Origin of the sequence: Haladaptatus paucihalophilus DX253, from assembly GCF_000376445.1 — an archaeon.
Classification (GTDB): Archaea; Halobacteriota; Halobacteria; order Halobacteriales; family Haladaptataceae; genus Haladaptatus; species Haladaptatus paucihalophilus.
Map to the genome: position 1 here is coordinate 189,772 of NZ_AQXI01000004.1, position 15,062 is coordinate 204,833.

The following is a 15,062-nucleotide window of genomic DNA, read 5'->3' on the forward strand; positions in this document are numbered from 1 at the left end:
TATATCACTCGTTCCAACGCGGCGAGGCGGCGACGTTGCTCATTGAGTTGCTTCTGCAGACGTTTTGTGTTGTGTCGCTGATGTGCTAGCGGACCACGTCGCCGTCTCCGCTGGTGATACAGCATGATTAATCATACCTAATCTACAAGCATGGTTGTTGTGCGTGCTCTCGCAAGGATCACTCATTCCCTGAAAAGGGGAGATGACCCTTTAATCGGGAATCTGCAGCACTCGAAGATGGCAGCTTCGGACCAACACTCATACTGACTCGTTCTGATCGGGACTTCGAATCCCGGTGTTCAATTAGAACCTGGCTAACGACGGCACGGAAATAGTGTACTCGCCAGCTTTCTCGGTAGGCAGTCCTCCTTTTATTTTTAATTCTGTTTACAGAATTACGGCAAATATCCGATACAATATAAATCCCGTGACTCCTGCACCAAAGAGCGTGAGCAGCCAAATTGCGACTGTATAACTTGTTTTTCGGACGGAGATACTTTCTGTCCCTTCAGTTAGGCCACTTCCAATGATACTCCAGAGGATAATATTGTTGAATGAGATCGGGTAGCCGAGAATTATCGCGGTTTGAGCGATGATAAACGCCGGAATCAGCGCTGCAATTGATCGTAGAACGCCAAGCGACGAATAATCACGGGCAACTGCTTGGAGAATACGTGGCGACCCCATCCATGCTCCTAACAGAATCCCAATTGCTCCGATCGATAGCAAAATCGTCCCTGGAAGACGCAGCTGTGATTCAAACAGAGGTTCCAATGGACCGGTCGCTAAGCCGACTTGACTGCCACCGCTCGAAAAAGCGACTAAACTTCCGAGACCAATCAAAAAGAGCCGAACTCCATGGTCGATCGAACGATTGAGTATTCGTCGAAGTAACCCGACTGCGAATAGTCCCAGAATCAAACTCGTAGACACCATCACGAGATCATACGCCCCGATTATCGTCGGGACGCTCATTTCTAGTGAGTTAGAGACGTAACTCGCGATGGTTCCCTGTGCAGTACCAGGAGCAGGAATCAGTGCCGAGGGCATATTCGCAACGATAATACCAACGATTCCACCGAGGATCGGGAGCGTAATTTGTTCGGAGAGACTGGTGCGACGGAGCAAGTAGCCCGTTGTATAGGCGATTGTGATCGACATCACCGGCACTGCTGCCCAGAATGTTACAATCTCACGATAGGTCCCATATGCAGGCTCTCCACCAAGTGCCAGTCCCGCGCCAACGATAGACGCCGTGGTTGCAAACGCAGCTGGAATCGGATATCCTGTCCGAACTCCAAGTGCAATAAAGCCTGCTGCTGTCAGTAGACCTGCAATCGCTGCGAGTGGTGTTAATTGAACGCCCGCTATCAGCCCTTCTCCCACCGTTTTCGAAATATTGCCACCTTGTGTGATCGCTCCTAAAGCAGCAAGTATTCCCAGAAGAAATGCGGCGCGCATCGTCGATAGGGCATTTGCACCAACCGCTGGTGCAAAAGGGGGAGAATTACTACTCGCGCCTAGTGCCCACGCCATCGCTAGACTCGTGGCGATCGCACCAGCCACAACAATGAATGATGTCAGGATAGCCATCTGCTCTTTGTAATGTAACCTCGTGCCATATTCATCGTCAATAACAATAGCTCCGCTGCTTGAATGAGCGCCCTGAACCATCATTCAAATATTTTTTGAGAAATCGCCCCGTGATATTCGATCAGAAGTTCATGTACTATCGTCCGCTGTAACGCCGACTGCAAACACATGGCTGCCTTCGAGAACACAACTAATGACTTTTGACGAGCAGTTCGTGCAGATAGTTGAGACGGTGTTAGAATCCGAGTCGCAGGGTGGGTCCAGCGAACGCTCACGGAGGGTGTAAATGTGGCGACTAACGACTTCCCAAGAGACTTATCGGTACTCTTCGACGTCAATCACTTTCTGTGTCTCTTCATGAGTCAGGTCACCATCTCCAGAAACAATTGGTGCATCGAGTTCACGACCAACCGCAGCAATAAGAGCATCAGGTCCGTCGAGATACGGACCATCGGGAGCGATCTCGTCTGCAATTTCCCCGGCGGCAATCGCTGTCCGCTTGTCGGTAGTATATACTTCTCCCCAGGAGAGATCAGCACGCACTCCGTCGACGTCACCATTTGGAAGGTTGCCCGCTCCGACAAGCACCTCGGTATACGTAACGAGAGGGATGATCCACTGCTCTTCGGCACCACCTGCTTCCTTGTAGAACGTCTTAGTGGACTCAACACCTGCGAGGTAGTCGATTAGAAACGATGTGTCGAGAACCTTCACGCGTCGCCTCTACCGAGTTGTTGCATCCGTGCCTTTCGCTCCTCTTTAGCCTCTTTGCGACCCTCACGGACGCGTTCAGCTTCTTCGTCCGACCAGCGACCAAATCCATCAGCGAAATCGCCGCTATTGTCGCCGAGCATACGCTCAAGAACGTCATTGTAGCTCTCACCTTCCCGCTTCCGGCGTTCTAATTCCCGCTTCACAGTATCGCTAACGCGAATCTGCTCGTTTGCCGTTCCCATCGGACGTTGACATTCGTGTTGACGCTACTTCGTCTTTGTGTTTGTGGGATCCGATTCAGGCACATTCGTTGTCGTTCGATAGGGGCAAGAGGTGTCAGACCACTACCTTAACAGCCAGCTCTTTGCGCCTCTATTCGCCGTCGTCGATCGCAGACACAACAGGACAAGACGCATTCAACAACAGCCTCTGGGCCGTGCTCCCGAAGACTGCTTTCCCAACTGGAGACCGTTGCCGTCCACCAATCACCAGATATTTGGGGTCGCTGTACTCGGCTTCGGCCAGTATCTTGTCGGCAGGGTCGCCGACACGACCTCGAGTTTCGATTCGATCCATGTCGTAGTCGTCGAGTAATTCGTGGATGGCCTGACGGGCGACTTCAGCCCCACTTTGCTCCTCCTTACTGATGGCAACGTTATCGTACGCTGGCGTGCCTTTGACCGCTTCTTTGTGTTTGTTGAAGTTCTCTTTCGGGACCACGTGCAGGACGACTAACTGCTCGTCGTAGGTCGTCGCGAGGTCGTACCCGACCGTGAGCGGCTTGTTCGAGTGCAGTACCTCTCCGACAGCTGTGAGTATCGACATGTGTAGTCTCCGTGAATGGTTCGCCGTGAGACCACCGGCGGATTCAGCTTCGCACCGCCACCGATGGACTACCGGATGGTTGCTCGCGCTGTTCCGTGATTCGAACGCGGGTGACGCGGGTATCGTCTACGCCTCCTTGGCGGACTCACGCTCGCGTCGCTCGCGTTCGCGTGCGTAGTGGGCCAGCAGTTCGCTTTCGATGTCTTCGACGGGGAAGTGACACGCCGCCTCGTGCTCGCCGTCCTCGAACGTCGAACGGGCGGGGTCTTCTTGTCGACACTCCTCGGTGGCTTTCGGACAGCGGGGGGCGAAGTTACAGCCACCCGGAAGCTCGATCGGGTTCGGCGGTTCACCAGGGAGCAACACCCGTTGACGGTCGATCTGCGGGTCGGCCTTCGGTGACGCTGAAAGGAGAGACGCCGCGTACGGGTGCCTGGGGTTCTCGACGACCTCGTCAGTGGTACCCATCTCGACGATTTCGCCGAGGTACATCACCGCCAGCCGGTCGGTGATCTGCGAGAGGCTCGCCAAGTCGTGGGAGATGTAGACGATGCCGATGTTTCGCTCGTCGGCCATCTCGCGCAGGATGTTGAGGATGTTCGCCTTCAACGAGACGTCGAGCATCGAGGCGGGTTCGTCACAGATGAGCAGTTTGGGCTCAAGCACCAGCGCCTGTGCAATTGCTACACGTTGGCGCTCGCCCCCCGAGAGCTGGTCGGGGTGCTGGTCGAGGTACTTCTCGGGGGGATTGAGCCCCACGTCTGCGAGCGTCTGGCGGACTCTCCGATCGATCTCGTCGGGGGTGTGTCCTTGAATCTTCAGTGGTTCGCTGACCGCGGCCCGCACCCGCTGTCTGGGGTTCAACGAGTCGAACGGGTCCTGAAAGATGAACTGGACCTGCGAGCGGAACTCCTGGGCATCCTCCTCCAGCAGGTCGTCAACCGGGTCGCCGTCGATGAGGATATCCCCACCAGACTGCGACTGGAGCGCCGAGATTACTTCGGCAAGTGTCGATTTCCCGCAGCCGGACTCGCCGGCGACTCCCACGATTTCGCTTTCACGGACATCGAGGTCGACGCCGTTGACGGCTTTGACGTAATCCGGTTCCTCGCCGAGAAGGTCCTCGATGATGGGCTGTGACTGCTCGAACCACTTCTCCAGACCGTCGGTCTCGACGATAACCTCGCCCAGATCACGCGACTCGGATTCTTCGGGCACGTCGATGCCCCACGTTTCGGGATCACTCGCCTGCTCCTGCATCTCGTCCGCCTTGTCGGCGTAGTAACAAGCGGACACCTGTTCGCCGCTTCCGACGAGGGGCGGGTGCTCGCTCTCACACTGCTCGGTCGCGAACGGACACCGGTTACGGAAGACACACCCCGTCGGTTCCTCGGTGAGGTCCGGAAGCGAACCCGGGATGGATATCGCCTGTTCATCGAACTCGTCGACCTCCGGGAAGGCGTTCTTTAGCCCCATTGTGTACGGATTCCGGGGGTCGTGGAAGACGTCGAACGTGTCTCCCTGCTCCATTACCTTCCCGCCGTACAGCACTGACACCTCGTCACAGGTTTCCGCGACGACGCCGACCTCGTGGGTGATCAACAGTAGTGAACTGTCGATCTCCTCTTGAATCTCCATGAGCTTGTGGACGATCTTGTCCTGGACGATGACGTCCAGCCCGGTCGTTGGCTCGTCCGCAATGATGAGGTCTGGGTCGAGTGCGAGCGCCATCGCGATTGTGACGCGCTGGCGCATGCCACCGGAGAACTCGTGAGGATACTCGCTCGTCCGAGCCGGGTCGAGGCCGACGATCTCGAAGACTTCTGCCACTCGTTCGTTGGCTTTGGCCTTCGATATGTTCTTGTGCTTGTGAATCGCCTGGCGTATCTGTGCACCGACATCCATCACCGGGTCGAGCGAGTCCATCGCACTCTGGGGAATGTAGGCGATTTCCTCCCAGCGGACGTCCCGCCACTCCTCTTCGGACAGGCCGACGAGGTCGCGGCCTTTGAACGTGACACTCCCAGATCGGACCGCACCGTTGTCGTCGAGCAGTCCAAGAACGGCCTTCGCGAGAGTCGACTTCCCGGAGCCGGACTCGCCAACGAGGCCATAGTTATCTCCCTCCTCGATGGAGAAGGAGGCGTTGTTAACGGCGTGGACTTCGCTGTCTGGGGTCTGGTACGTGATCTTGAGGTCGTTGACTTCGAGTAGACTCATTCTTGTTCAGTCTTGAGTTCGGGGTTGACGATCTCCTCAAGCGCACGGCCGACGAGGAAGACCGCGGTAGTCACTGCAGCGATACCGAACGCTGGCGGGAGAACCCACCACCAGGCGACCCGGATCGCGCCCGAGCGGAACACCTGCTGGAGCATTCGCCCCCACGAGGTCGTCGTCGGGTCGCCGAAACCGAGGAACGCGAGCGACGCCCCGACCACGATGGACCACCCGACTGCGTACGCCGTGTACAGGAACCCGATGCCCAGTACGTTCGGTGCAACGTGTAGGAACATCGTGCGGAGGTGGCCCGCCCCTCTCGCCCGGGCCGACTTCACGAACGTTCGCTCTTTGACTGTCATCACCTCTGAACGGATGACTCGCGCAGGCATTTTCCAGAGGAAGATCACGAGGATAGCGGTGATGAGCCAGACATTCGGCGTCACGAACGACAGTATCACCAGAGCCATTGGTAGCAGCGGGAGCGCGAAGGTGAGGTCGGTCAGCCGCATCAGGCCCTCGTCGACCCGGCCACCGAAGTAGCCGCTCGTGAGTCCGACGAGGAAGCCCAACACGCCGGTCCCGACGCCACCGAAGAATCCCATGATGAGCGTTGGACGGGCACCAGCCAGAAACTGACTCAGGACGTCCTTGCCGAAGGCCGTCGTCCCGAAGAGCGCCTTCGAGTTCGGGCTCTGCAGTTTCATAATCGAGTAATCCTGGCGGAGCGTGTCCTCGATCGGATGGTGCGGGGCGATGTGTGGGCCGAACAGTCCCATGAACACGAAGACCATGAGGATGATGAGTCCGACCTTCGCGGCGGTGTCCTGCCAGATAACACTCATGAGGTGGTAGGAACGGTCGAGCTCGGTACGGAGACGGTCTCTCAGGGTATCGGCGTCGAGCGAATATCCAGACATCAGACATCACCTGCTTCGATGGTCGGGTCAAGTTTCGCGTACGCTAAGTCGGCAGTGAGATTCATCACGATAACCGCCAGCGCCATGATGAACACGGCCGCTTGGACGGTCGGATAGTCCTGGTTGAGTATCGCCTGGACGAGTGCGCGACCGATACCCGGCCACGCGAAGACCACTTCCAGGGTGATGACACCCTGGAAGATCATCCCCGTCCGAAGAGCGAAGTAGGTCACCAGCGGAAGCAGAGAGTTGCGACCGGCACGGGCGAGCTGCTCTCGCTCCGAGAGGCCCTTAGCACGATGGAGCTTGAGGAACTCGGAACCCTTTCTCTCGACGATAGAGTTGCGGGCCAGCATCAAGAAGTCGCCGCTGAAAAACAGCACCGACGCCGTGAAGGGGAGGATGTAGTGTTTCAGGAAGTCGACGGAGAGGAACGTTTCTGCGTAGCCCTGTGGGTTCGCCATCGGGCTGCGCATCCCGAAGGCGGGCAGCCAGTTCAGTCCGTACGAGAAAATGATGAGCAGGAAGATGCCGGTGACGAAAATCGGGGTCGCGCGGAAGAACGTGGTCGTCACGATAGACCACTGTTCGAACCACGACCCGCGGTTCCAGCCGGCGTACATGCCAGCGATGGAACTGACGATCGCCGTGACGACGAGCGCCGGCAACAGCAGGACGAGCGTGTTGACCAGTGCGGGGACGACGATGGTTCCGACCGGCCGTTGCTGCGTGAGAGAGACCCCGAACTGGAACGTGAACAGGTTTCTGACGTACTTCAGGTACTGCACGTATATCGGTTCGTCGAGGCCGTACATCGCGCGCAGCTTTGTGACCTGATCCGCCGTCAGCGAGCCGGAAGCGACCAGACCGCTGAACGGGTCGCTCGGAAGGAGCCGAAGCGTCGCGAAGATGATACTGACCGACACCAGGGTTAGTATCGCCGCGATCACGGTCCGTTTGATGAGGAATCTTCGAAAACTCATGGATGATCAGGAGAAGTCGGGCTGGTCGAGCCCTGTGTGGGTGGCGTGACCGTGCTCAACACGCTTGGCAAAGGCGTCCCAGGCATCACCCTCCGGCCAGACGAGGGTGTCCTCGCCTTCGAACGTGTATCCCGCCTTCTGGAGCATCGTCTTGGCCTTGCCGACGTTGTACTTGTACGGGTCCGTCTCGGCAGCGAAGGGCGTCAACAGGCTCGTAATCAGACGCTGCCCCTCGATGGCGGTACCCCGCCCGCCGAGCACATTCTCGACGAATCCTTCCTTGTCGACCGCGTGGCTGAGCGCCACGCGGAACGTTTTGTCCCGGAACAGAGGGACGATGTGGTTGAGGTGAACGTCCGTCGGAACGTAGTTCTTAGCGGTCTGCTTCTCGACCCCGTTGGCCTTGGCCGCGCGGTCGGCTTGCTGGTTCGAGACGGTCGTCCCGATAGCGTCGATATCGCCGGATTGCATCGCGCCGATGAGGGTCGAGATGTTCCCAACATTGGTCTCAACCAGTTTGTCGATACCGTCACCGGGGACGAAGTGCTTGCCGAGCATCTCCTTGCGGATGTCGTCGTCCCAGAGCCAGTGGTCCTCGTGCTTCTCAAGCCTGAACTCGGTTCCTTGCTCCCAGTTGACGAACTTGAATGGGCCGGTCCCGATGGGGTTCTTCGGGTTGTGCTGGCCAGGGCTGTCGATATCCTTCCAGCGGTGTTTGGGGATGATAGCGCTGCGGACGGCCCGTTGAGTGAGGAAAGATGCGTCGGGTTCGGTGAGATTGAACCGGACGCGGCCGCCGCCGCTGTTCGACACGACTTCCACGCTGTCGATGGTCCGGTAGAACGGTCCCTGCTGGGGTGCCGTGTGCTGCTTGTATTTCTCGACGCTGAACTTCACGTCCTCGGGACTGAACGATTTGCCATCGTGCCAGGTGACGCCTTCACGGAGGTCCATCTCGACGGTAGTCTCGTCTACGACCTCGTGCTTTGTCGCGAGACCTGGGACGATCTCCAGTTGTGGGGACGCGTCGTAGAGGCCGTCGTAGACGTTCAACAGACGCTTCTCCTCCATTCCCCCGGTCGACCAGGGCAGATTTGTTCCTTGCATTCCGGTGAGAACGCCTTTGACCCACGTAGTCGAGTTGCCCTGGGGCTGGAGGTTCACTTGCGTCCAGATGAACGAGTCACGTGTCGTCCCGTTCCCCGGCGTCGGAACGTATCCCTTCCAGTCGGTGGTGTTGGCCACCGTGATCACGTCGGGAAAGTTCGAGGCGATAACGTACGCGTCCTTGCTGAGTTTCTTCTGGATCTTCTTACAGAGCTCGGCGCGTTTTTCCACATTGCCAATCGTCGCAGCCTGTTCGTCCAGCAGTTCGGTAATCTCGTCGTTCTTGTAGTTGTAGTAGTTCCCTCCCGTCTCAGGATGGGCGCGCATTAGGAACGGATTCGGGTCGAGTCCCCGCTGTGGGTCCGGTCCGTGGAGATTCATAACGACGGGCGTCGGGTGTCCGATGTCGGCACGCCAGTACTCGCCGTACCGGGTGCTCGGCTGGACGTTGACGAGGTTCGTCGGGACACCGAGCGAGTTGAACGAATCCTTGATCATCAACGCGTGCTCGCGCATCCACGGCGTCTCCGACTGCGCGAAGTGTATATCCACGGCGGACACCGGCTGCCCCTCGACCGCGTTGTACTCGAACTTGACGGCTTTGTCGTTGACCGATTTCCCCTTTGTCTCGACTGGCCACTCCTCCCAGAACTTGGTCTTTATGGTGCGACCATCGCCACCGCTACCGTCGCTGTTGTTTTTGCTCTGGCACCCGGCCAATCCAGCGATTCCAGCTGTGCCTGAGATCCGGATGAATCTGCGCCGAGAAACAGAACCTGTCTCAATCTCGAATTGTTTTCCCTGCGTCATTGCATGCCATCCTTTCCCACTTACTGGCGTGAATCTACTCCCGATGCCGGCCAATCATCATCATTTTTTATATGGACACCCGTACACACCGGATTCACCCGACCCGCGACCACAGTATGAATGATAATTGTAAATATATATTGTTGGATTAGTAACCTTATATATGTATTCGGGAGGAGTGCGCTTCAGGCAGGGTCCAGCCGATTATTTGTCGTCTGACTCAGCGTTCGACGACTCTTCTTCGGTGGAGAAGACGAGGTCGAAGAGTTGCTTCTCGGCGAACCGGAGACGTTCGCTGAGCGTCGACTGGGCGATGTCCAGTTCCTCTGCAATGTCGTCCGCCGACGCCTGTCGTGGCACGTCAAAATAGCCCATAGAGTGGGCAGCCCTGAGGACGGTTAACTGTTGCTGCGAAAGTTCATTCCGGAGGACGCGGCCGAGCTGTCCGCTTCCGAGCGGTTCGCCTGTCGTCTCTACCTGATTCACGCTCAGGAGTTCGAACCGACTGAACTGCTCCTGAATTCGGTCCGCCAGCCGCCGGAAGTCTTCCCATACATTCACCGTGACGACCCCATCGAAGTGGTCTCCGTGCAGTTTCAGCCGGTTCGGCACACCCTTCTCTCGTAGAATTACACCAAGGATGAACGGGTATGGCTCGTGAGCGACGATGGTCAACCGGTACGTCGGCTGTTCGGAGGTGTCCGTCGACACCTTTTCGTGGTGGAACAGTTCTGCCCGGGAGAGCGATTCAATCGCCGCTTCCAGGTCACGCTCACTATCAGTCGTGACCAGAAGCGACTCGATCCAGTCGCCTTCGTCGGCGTAGAAGGCGTTCTCAAATTCGATTCGGCGAACGTCAGGGACCAGCGTCCTGAAGTCGTCGATGACGCCGGACGGGGTGGTCTGGAACTCGATGCGTAGAATCTTGAATCACCCTGGTCAGATGTACACTCCCTTTGAGTGTACTATATAAAACGTTGGTCACTTAGTTAAGATTCGCCTCTGGCTGTGTCAGCTCACTCACCAGTGCGAACGAGTGCGTCGACGGCGATGGGGCCGTCTTCAGTGACGACGACAGGGTTCAAGTCGAGTTCGACGACGCTGTCCACGGAGTGAGCTAGGCCCCCGACGTTCACGAGCAGGTCGACGACCCGATCGACCGGCAGAGAGTCACCATCTCGTCGGTCGATGAGCAGATCCTCAAGGACCGTCTCTTTGACCGCTCGCCGTGCGTCCGATCGCGAGAACGGCGGGACCAGTGTCGCGCTATCGTCCAGTGCTTCCACGAGGACACCACCGGCGCCGACGGTGACGAGTGAGTCGAACACGTCCCCGGGGGCAACCCCCACCATCGTCTCGACACCGTCGTCGACCATGGGCTGAACCAGCACGCCTTCGATGTCGCTATCGTCAACGTGGGACTGTGCTGCCGAAACCACGTCGTCATAGGCCTCGCGTGCATCCATGGGGGAGTCGACACCGAGCATGACGGCACCGGCGTCGGTCCTGTGTGGGAGTTCCGGCGAGTCGATTTTGAGGACGGCGGATCCAGGTATCGACGCCACGCTAGCGGCTGCCTCGTCAGCGTCGGTGGCCAGTCGAGTCTCGACCGTCGGGACGTCGAACGCGGAGAGCAGCGACTCGGCCTCCGTCCACGTGAGGACCCGTCCTCGCGGCAGGTCGCCATCAAGTACGTCGGTATCGGGGTTCCCTGAACCGCTTTCACTGTGTGCGGGGGGAAGCGAGTGCCGTGGCGGCCGGTCGGCGAGGCGGTCGCGGTCGGCGGCGAAGTCACACGTCGACGCAACGGCGTCGAGACACCGGCTCGGGTCCTCATAGACCGGCACCGACTGGCGCAGCCGAGCGTAGGGTGGCGTCTCGGTCGGGTCATCGGGTTCCTTGCGTCCAGTCCAGAGCACGTACACCGGGTCCTCGGCCCGGTCGGTGATATCTTTCAGATCGGCGGCGATGTCGGCTGCGCGGTCATCGACCCCCGAGAGACCGATGGCGAAGACGTACGCGTCGAAATCGTCGTCAGCGAAGAGTGCATCGGCGATTTCGAGGATCGAATCGGCACCGTACCCCCGAATGTCAGCGGGATTGTGTAGTTCGCCATAGGTCAGGAGTTCGTCCATCTCCAGTAGCACACGTTCGGTCTCCCCATCGATGTCAGGGAGGGCGAGGCCACGCTCAGCAGCCATGTCGGCGAGCAAGCTCGCGAGACCACCGCTGGTCGAGGCAATACAGACGCGGACACCGTCCGGGGCGTCGTAGGCGGTATGCGCGTTCGCACGGCAGAGGAGGTCGGGGATGTCAGGGACACGCTGGACCCCCGCCTGGTCGAAGACCGTCGCCCAGGCGTCGTCATCGCCGGTGAGCGATCCCGTGTGCGAGAGTGTGGCTTCCTCCGCAAGGTCGGACTGGCCGATCTTCACCGTCAGGACAGGCGTGCCGTTGCGGACTGCAGCTTCGGCGACCTGCATGAACCGTTCCGGGTCGTCGATTCCCTCGACGTACGTGCAGACGACGTCAACGCTCTCCTGTTCGGCGAGATACGCGACGTAATCCGTGAGCGTCAGGTCGGTCTCGTTCCCAGTGGAGACGATGTGACTGAAGTGCAGGTCCTGGTCAGTCGCCCGCTCGAAGAACGTCGTGAACGCCAGCGCCCCTGACTGGCTGACGAGACCGATTCCACCCGGCCCAGGTTTGCGTGAACACGTCGAGGTGAGCGTCGCACCCCGGGCGGCCATCACGCCGATACAATTCGGCCCGACCACCCGGATTCCGACCTCGGCAGCCGTCGCGGCGAGGTCCCGTTCCAGTTCGGAGCCCGTCTCGTCCGCCTCGGCGAATCCCGCCGTGAGGACGAGCGCGATAGGGACACCTCGCTCGCCTGCAGCACGGACGACATCGACGACGTACTCGCGCGGGACACTCACGACAACGAGGTCGACGGTCTCCGGCACGTCTTCGATGGTGTCGAAACACGGGCGGTTCCAGGCTTCTTCCCGGTTCGGATTGACGGGGTAAAGGGTCCCATCGAAGCCGTAGTTGAGGAGGTTGTCGACGAGGTTGCCCGAGTAGAACGATTCCGGGCTCGCGCCGACGACCGCGACGGAGTCGGGATCAAACAGCGATCCCAGTTCCGGCGTCGTTCGTGACTCTGTGCTTTCGGTTCCGATTGTCGTCATGGCACTGAGTCGGTTCCTCCAGCACCCGCGTGAACCTGTCCCCGATGGGGGTCGATTATCTTCACCCTATAAGTACCACTCCACGATCACACCGCGATTCTCTGGGTGAGGTGTCACCGAATCCCCGTGGCCGCTGTGCGGTCGAGAATCCTCTCGGCCCAGTCTATCTCGTCCGGGCTCGGGGTGTAGGCTTCGTTGATTACGGGGGTCTGGTTGGGATGGACGGCGAGTTTGCCGTCGAAGCCGAAATCCACGACCGTCTCGGTGGATGTCTCGATGGCCTTTTCCAGCATCCCGGGGTCGTCGCTCGGACAGTACAGGAATGAACTTTGACCATACGGACAGGCATGTAGCCTGCTAGAAAAACCCGAGGGGAGCTCAATCGCTGCCGATATCCTGGTCGACCCGGTTCGGTTCGTCTGACTCGTCGTTAGCCGGGTGGAAACACGCTGCTGAGTGATGGTCACCTGTCCACTCGGTCAAACCGAGCTCTTGATCCCAGCAGCGGTCGGTCGATTTCGGACAGCGCGGGGCGAACCGACAGCCAGTGGTCGCCCGTGAGGGGAGCGCCGGCTTCCTGTCGAGAGTTATGCGCTCGCGGTTCCCTTTCGGGTCCGTCTCCGGGACCGCTTCGAGCAGGGCCTCTGTGTAGGGGTGTTGTGGGTCGCTCACGATTCGTTCTGTTCGTCCGCGTTCGACGAACTTGCCGAGGTACATGATCGCCATTCGATCGGCGATCTTCGAGAGACTGGTGAGGTCGTGAGAAATGTACAGCACACCGATACCCTCGGTGTTGGCTAGCCCACGAAGGAGATTGAGCACCTCTGCCTGCAGCGAGACGTCGAGCATCGAGGCGGGTTCGTCACAGATGAGCAGTTTGGGCTCGAGCACCAGCGCCTGTGCAATTGCCACGCGCTGGCGCTCGCCCCCCGAGAGTTCGTTCGGGTACATGTCCAGATACCGTCCGGCCGGTGCCAGTCCCACCTTTTCGAGTGTCTCCTCGACAACCGTCTCACGTTCGTCGAGTCGATACTCGTGGATAGTCAGCGGTTCTTTGACGAGCTGTTCGACCGTCAACCGGGGATTCAGTGATTCGTACGGATTCTGAAAAATTATCTGTAACTTCCGCCGGAACGACTGGAGGTTCTCCTGGTGGTAGTCGTGTGAGTGACCGTCGAACATGAACTGGTCCACCGTGGGCTCCTCCAAGAGTGCAAGCGTCTCTCCGAGCGTCGACTTGCCACACCCCGACTCGCCGACGACGCCGAGGATTTCGCCGCGCGCGACGCTCAACGAGACGCCGTCGACCGCGCGGACGTGGGACTCCTCCTGCCCAAACATCTCTTTGATCACATCGCCACGTCGGTCGTACCACTCGCGGATATTGCCCGTGAGTCCTGTGATGGAGGGTTCGATACTCTCGAACGGCAGGCGTCCCAGCAACGAGTCCCCGCGCTCGTACCACTTGCGAAGCCCCTCGACTTCGAGTAACACTTTGCCGTCCGGCGTGCGTGACCCTTCCACGGCACCACCCCACGTCGAGGAGTCCTCGGCCTCGGACCGCATCCGATTCGATTGTTCCACGTGATGACACGCGATCCAGTGGTTTCGGTACGGGAGTTTCTCGAGGTCCGGAACTGTCTCGGAACACGTGTCGGTGGCGAACGGACACCGCGGCTCGAAGACACACCCGGTCGGTTTCGAATCCAGATTCGGTGGCTCTCCCGGGACCGAGACGAGGTCCCCATCGTGTTCGACGTCAAGGGCCGGATACGCGTTTCTGAGCCCCATCGTGTACGGATGCGACGGGTTGAGAAGGAGGTTGTCGATGCGGCCCTGTTCCATGACCGTCCCACCATACAGCATCGACATCTCGTCGCAAGTCTCCGCGATGACACTGAGGTCATGGGTGATCAACAGTAGCGAACTGTCCGTTTCTTCCTGAATCTGGAGGATGTTGTCGATTATCTCATCCTGGACGACGACGTCTAGCCCCGTTGTCGGCTCGTCCGCGATGATGAGTTTCGGGTCGAGTGCGAGCGCCATCGCGATGACAACCCGTTGGCGCATCCCGTCCGAGAACTGATGGGGGTAGTCCTCGGTCCGGCCGGGGTTGAGTCCGACGGTTTCGAACAACTCGCGAGTGCGTCGGCTGGCGCGCTCTTCGGAAACCGTCCTGTGGATCTGAACGGCCTGCCGTATCTGTCCACCGACGGTCATCATCGGGTCGAGCGCGTCGATGGCAGTCTGTGGGATGAAGGCGATTTCCTCCCAGAGAAGGTCTTGTCGCTCCCCTGGAGTCATTGTCCGTAAATCTCGACCCTCGAATTCTATTGTCCCCGACTCTATCACCGCATGGTTCGGTAACAGGCCAAGAATCGCCTTCGCAGTCGTCGATTTGCCCGATGCTGACTCCCCTGAGAGCGCGTAGTTGACACCGTCCTCGATCGTGAATGAGACACCGTTGACGCTGTGGATTGGTCCGTCACCCGTATCGTACCGCACCACGAGGTCTTTGACATCGAGGAGTGTCATTCTCGTCCACCTATGAGAAACATCCAGAACACAACTGTGGTTCCACGCCACTCCATATTTCCGAGTGTGCACCGGATCCTACGGTCAAGCCAGACCATTCTGTGACGGAATATTCCGGTTATTGGTTATAAATCTCCGTTTGTGATACATCCCCAACACGAGTCCCC

At 58.8% G+C, this 15,062-nt stretch carries 12 protein-coding genes and 1 pseudogene; 1 reads left to right on the top strand and 12 read right to left on the bottom strand.

The annotated features are described in order from the left end of the window. Positions 1 to 387: 387 nt before the first annotated feature. From B208_RS0121295 to B208_RS23135, 9 genes are all read right to left on the bottom strand, one after another. Positions 388 to 1,593, bottom strand: coding sequence for an inorganic phosphate transporter (locus B208_RS0121295; RefSeq protein WP_026178007.1), 1,206 nt, complete (start codon positions 1,591 to 1,593; stop codon positions 388 to 390). Between the two features lie 315 nt (positions 1,594 to 1,908). After that, positions 1,909 to 2,307, bottom strand: coding sequence for a PIN domain-containing protein (locus tag B208_RS0121300; RefSeq protein ID WP_007981489.1), 399 nt, complete (start codon positions 2,305 to 2,307; stop codon positions 1,909 to 1,911). Continuing rightward, a complete protein-coding gene (locus tag B208_RS0121305; RefSeq protein WP_007981487.1) occupies positions 2,304 to 2,549 on the bottom strand; it encodes an antitoxin VapB family protein in 246 nt (81 codons plus the stop codon). Before B208_RS0121305 ends, B208_RS0121300 begins: the two co-directional genes overlap by 4 nt. 130 nt (positions 2,550 to 2,679) lie before the next feature. Continuing rightward, positions 2,680 to 3,132, bottom strand: coding sequence for a universal stress protein (locus B208_RS0121310; protein WP_007981484.1), 453 nt, complete (start codon positions 3,130 to 3,132; stop codon positions 2,680 to 2,682). Positions 3,133 to 3,258: 126 nt separating this feature from the next. After that, the gene (locus B208_RS0121315) at positions 3,259 to 5,352 is read right to left on the bottom strand and encodes a dipeptide ABC transporter ATP-binding protein (RefSeq protein ID WP_007981482.1); all 2,094 of its coding nucleotides are present in this window, start codon (positions 5,350 to 5,352) and stop codon (positions 3,259 to 3,261) included. After that, the gene (locus B208_RS0121320; RefSeq protein ID WP_007981480.1) at positions 5,349 to 6,269 is read right to left on the bottom strand and encodes an ABC transporter permease; all 921 of its coding nucleotides are present in this window, start codon (positions 6,267 to 6,269) and stop codon (positions 5,349 to 5,351) included. The genes B208_RS0121315 and B208_RS0121320 overlap by 4 nt, the downstream gene beginning before the upstream one ends. Continuing rightward, positions 6,269 to 7,252: an ABC transporter permease gene (locus B208_RS0121325; protein ID WP_018129141.1), complete on the bottom strand. Its 984-nt coding sequence runs from the start codon at positions 7,250 to 7,252 to the stop codon at positions 6,269 to 6,271. Before B208_RS0121325 ends, B208_RS0121320 begins: the two co-directional genes overlap by 1 nt. Before the next feature lie 6 nt (positions 7,253 to 7,258). Further along, positions 7,259 to 9,169, bottom strand: a complete 1,911-nt coding sequence (locus B208_RS0121330) for an ABC transporter substrate-binding protein (protein ID WP_232423910.1) — start codon at positions 9,167 to 9,169, stop codon at positions 7,259 to 7,261. Positions 9,170 to 9,373: 204 nt separating this feature from the next. After that, positions 9,374 to 9,880, bottom strand: a complete 507-nt coding sequence (locus tag B208_RS23135; protein ID WP_007981474.1) for a helix-turn-helix domain-containing protein — start codon at positions 9,878 to 9,880, stop codon at positions 9,374 to 9,376. 6 nt (positions 9,881 to 9,886) lie between these two features. Between B208_RS23135 and B208_RS0121345 the strand changes: the two genes are divergently transcribed. Further along, a complete protein-coding gene (locus B208_RS0121345) occupies positions 9,887 to 10,090 on the top strand; it encodes a hypothetical protein (protein ID WP_232423911.1) in 204 nt (67 codons plus the stop codon). A 95-nt stretch (positions 10,091 to 10,185) separates the two neighbouring features. Here the strand turns inward: B208_RS0121345 and B208_RS0121350 are convergent, their stop codons facing one another. The 3 genes and pseudogenes from B208_RS0121350 to B208_RS0121360 form a co-directional block, all read right to left on the bottom strand. Next, entirely contained in the window at positions 10,186 to 12,360 is a 2,175-nt protein-coding gene (locus tag B208_RS0121350; RefSeq protein WP_007981469.1) for an acetate--CoA ligase family protein, read from the bottom strand. Positions 12,361 to 12,500: 140 nt separating this feature from the next. Continuing rightward, positions 12,501 to 12,605, bottom strand: a pseudogene (locus B208_RS25165) (citrate lyase subunit beta); the annotation flags it as partial. A gap of 133 nt (positions 12,606 to 12,738) precedes the next feature. Next, positions 12,739 to 14,895, bottom strand: a complete 2,157-nt coding sequence (locus B208_RS0121360) for a dipeptide ABC transporter ATP-binding protein (protein ID WP_018129142.1) — start codon at positions 14,893 to 14,895, stop codon at positions 12,739 to 12,741. Between the last annotated feature and the right edge of the window lie 167 nt (positions 14,896 to 15,062).

Coding starts and splice junctions, on each gene's coding strand:
- B208_RS0121295 (WP_026178007.1), bottom strand. CDS start 1,593: ATGGCTATCCTGACATCATTCATTGTTGTGGCTGGTGCGATCGCCACG.
- B208_RS0121305 (WP_007981487.1), bottom strand. CDS start 2,549: ATGGGAACGGCAAACGAGCAGATTCGCGTTAGCGATACTGTGAAGCGG.
- B208_RS0121310 (WP_007981484.1), bottom strand. CDS start 3,132: ATGTCGATACTCACAGCTGTCGGAGAGGTACTGCACTCGAACAAGCCG.
- B208_RS0121315 (WP_007981482.1), bottom strand. CDS start 5,352: ATGAGTCTACTCGAAGTCAACGACCTCAAGATCACGTACCAGACCCCA.
- B208_RS0121320 (WP_007981480.1), bottom strand. CDS start 6,269: ATGTCTGGATATTCGCTCGACGCCGATACCCTGAGAGACCGTCTCCGT.
- B208_RS0121325 (WP_018129141.1), bottom strand. CDS start 7,252: ATGAGTTTTCGAAGATTCCTCATCAAACGGACCGTGATCGCGGCGATA.
- B208_RS0121330 (WP_232423910.1), bottom strand. CDS start 9,169: ATGACGCAGGGAAAACAATTCGAGATTGAGACAGGTTCTGTTTCTCGG.
- B208_RS0121350 (WP_007981469.1), bottom strand. CDS start 12,360: ATGACGACAATCGGAACCGAAAGCACAGAGTCACGAACGACGCCGGAA.
- B208_RS0121360 (WP_018129142.1), bottom strand. CDS start 14,895: ATGACACTCCTCGATGTCAAAGACCTCGTGGTGCGGTACGATACGGGT.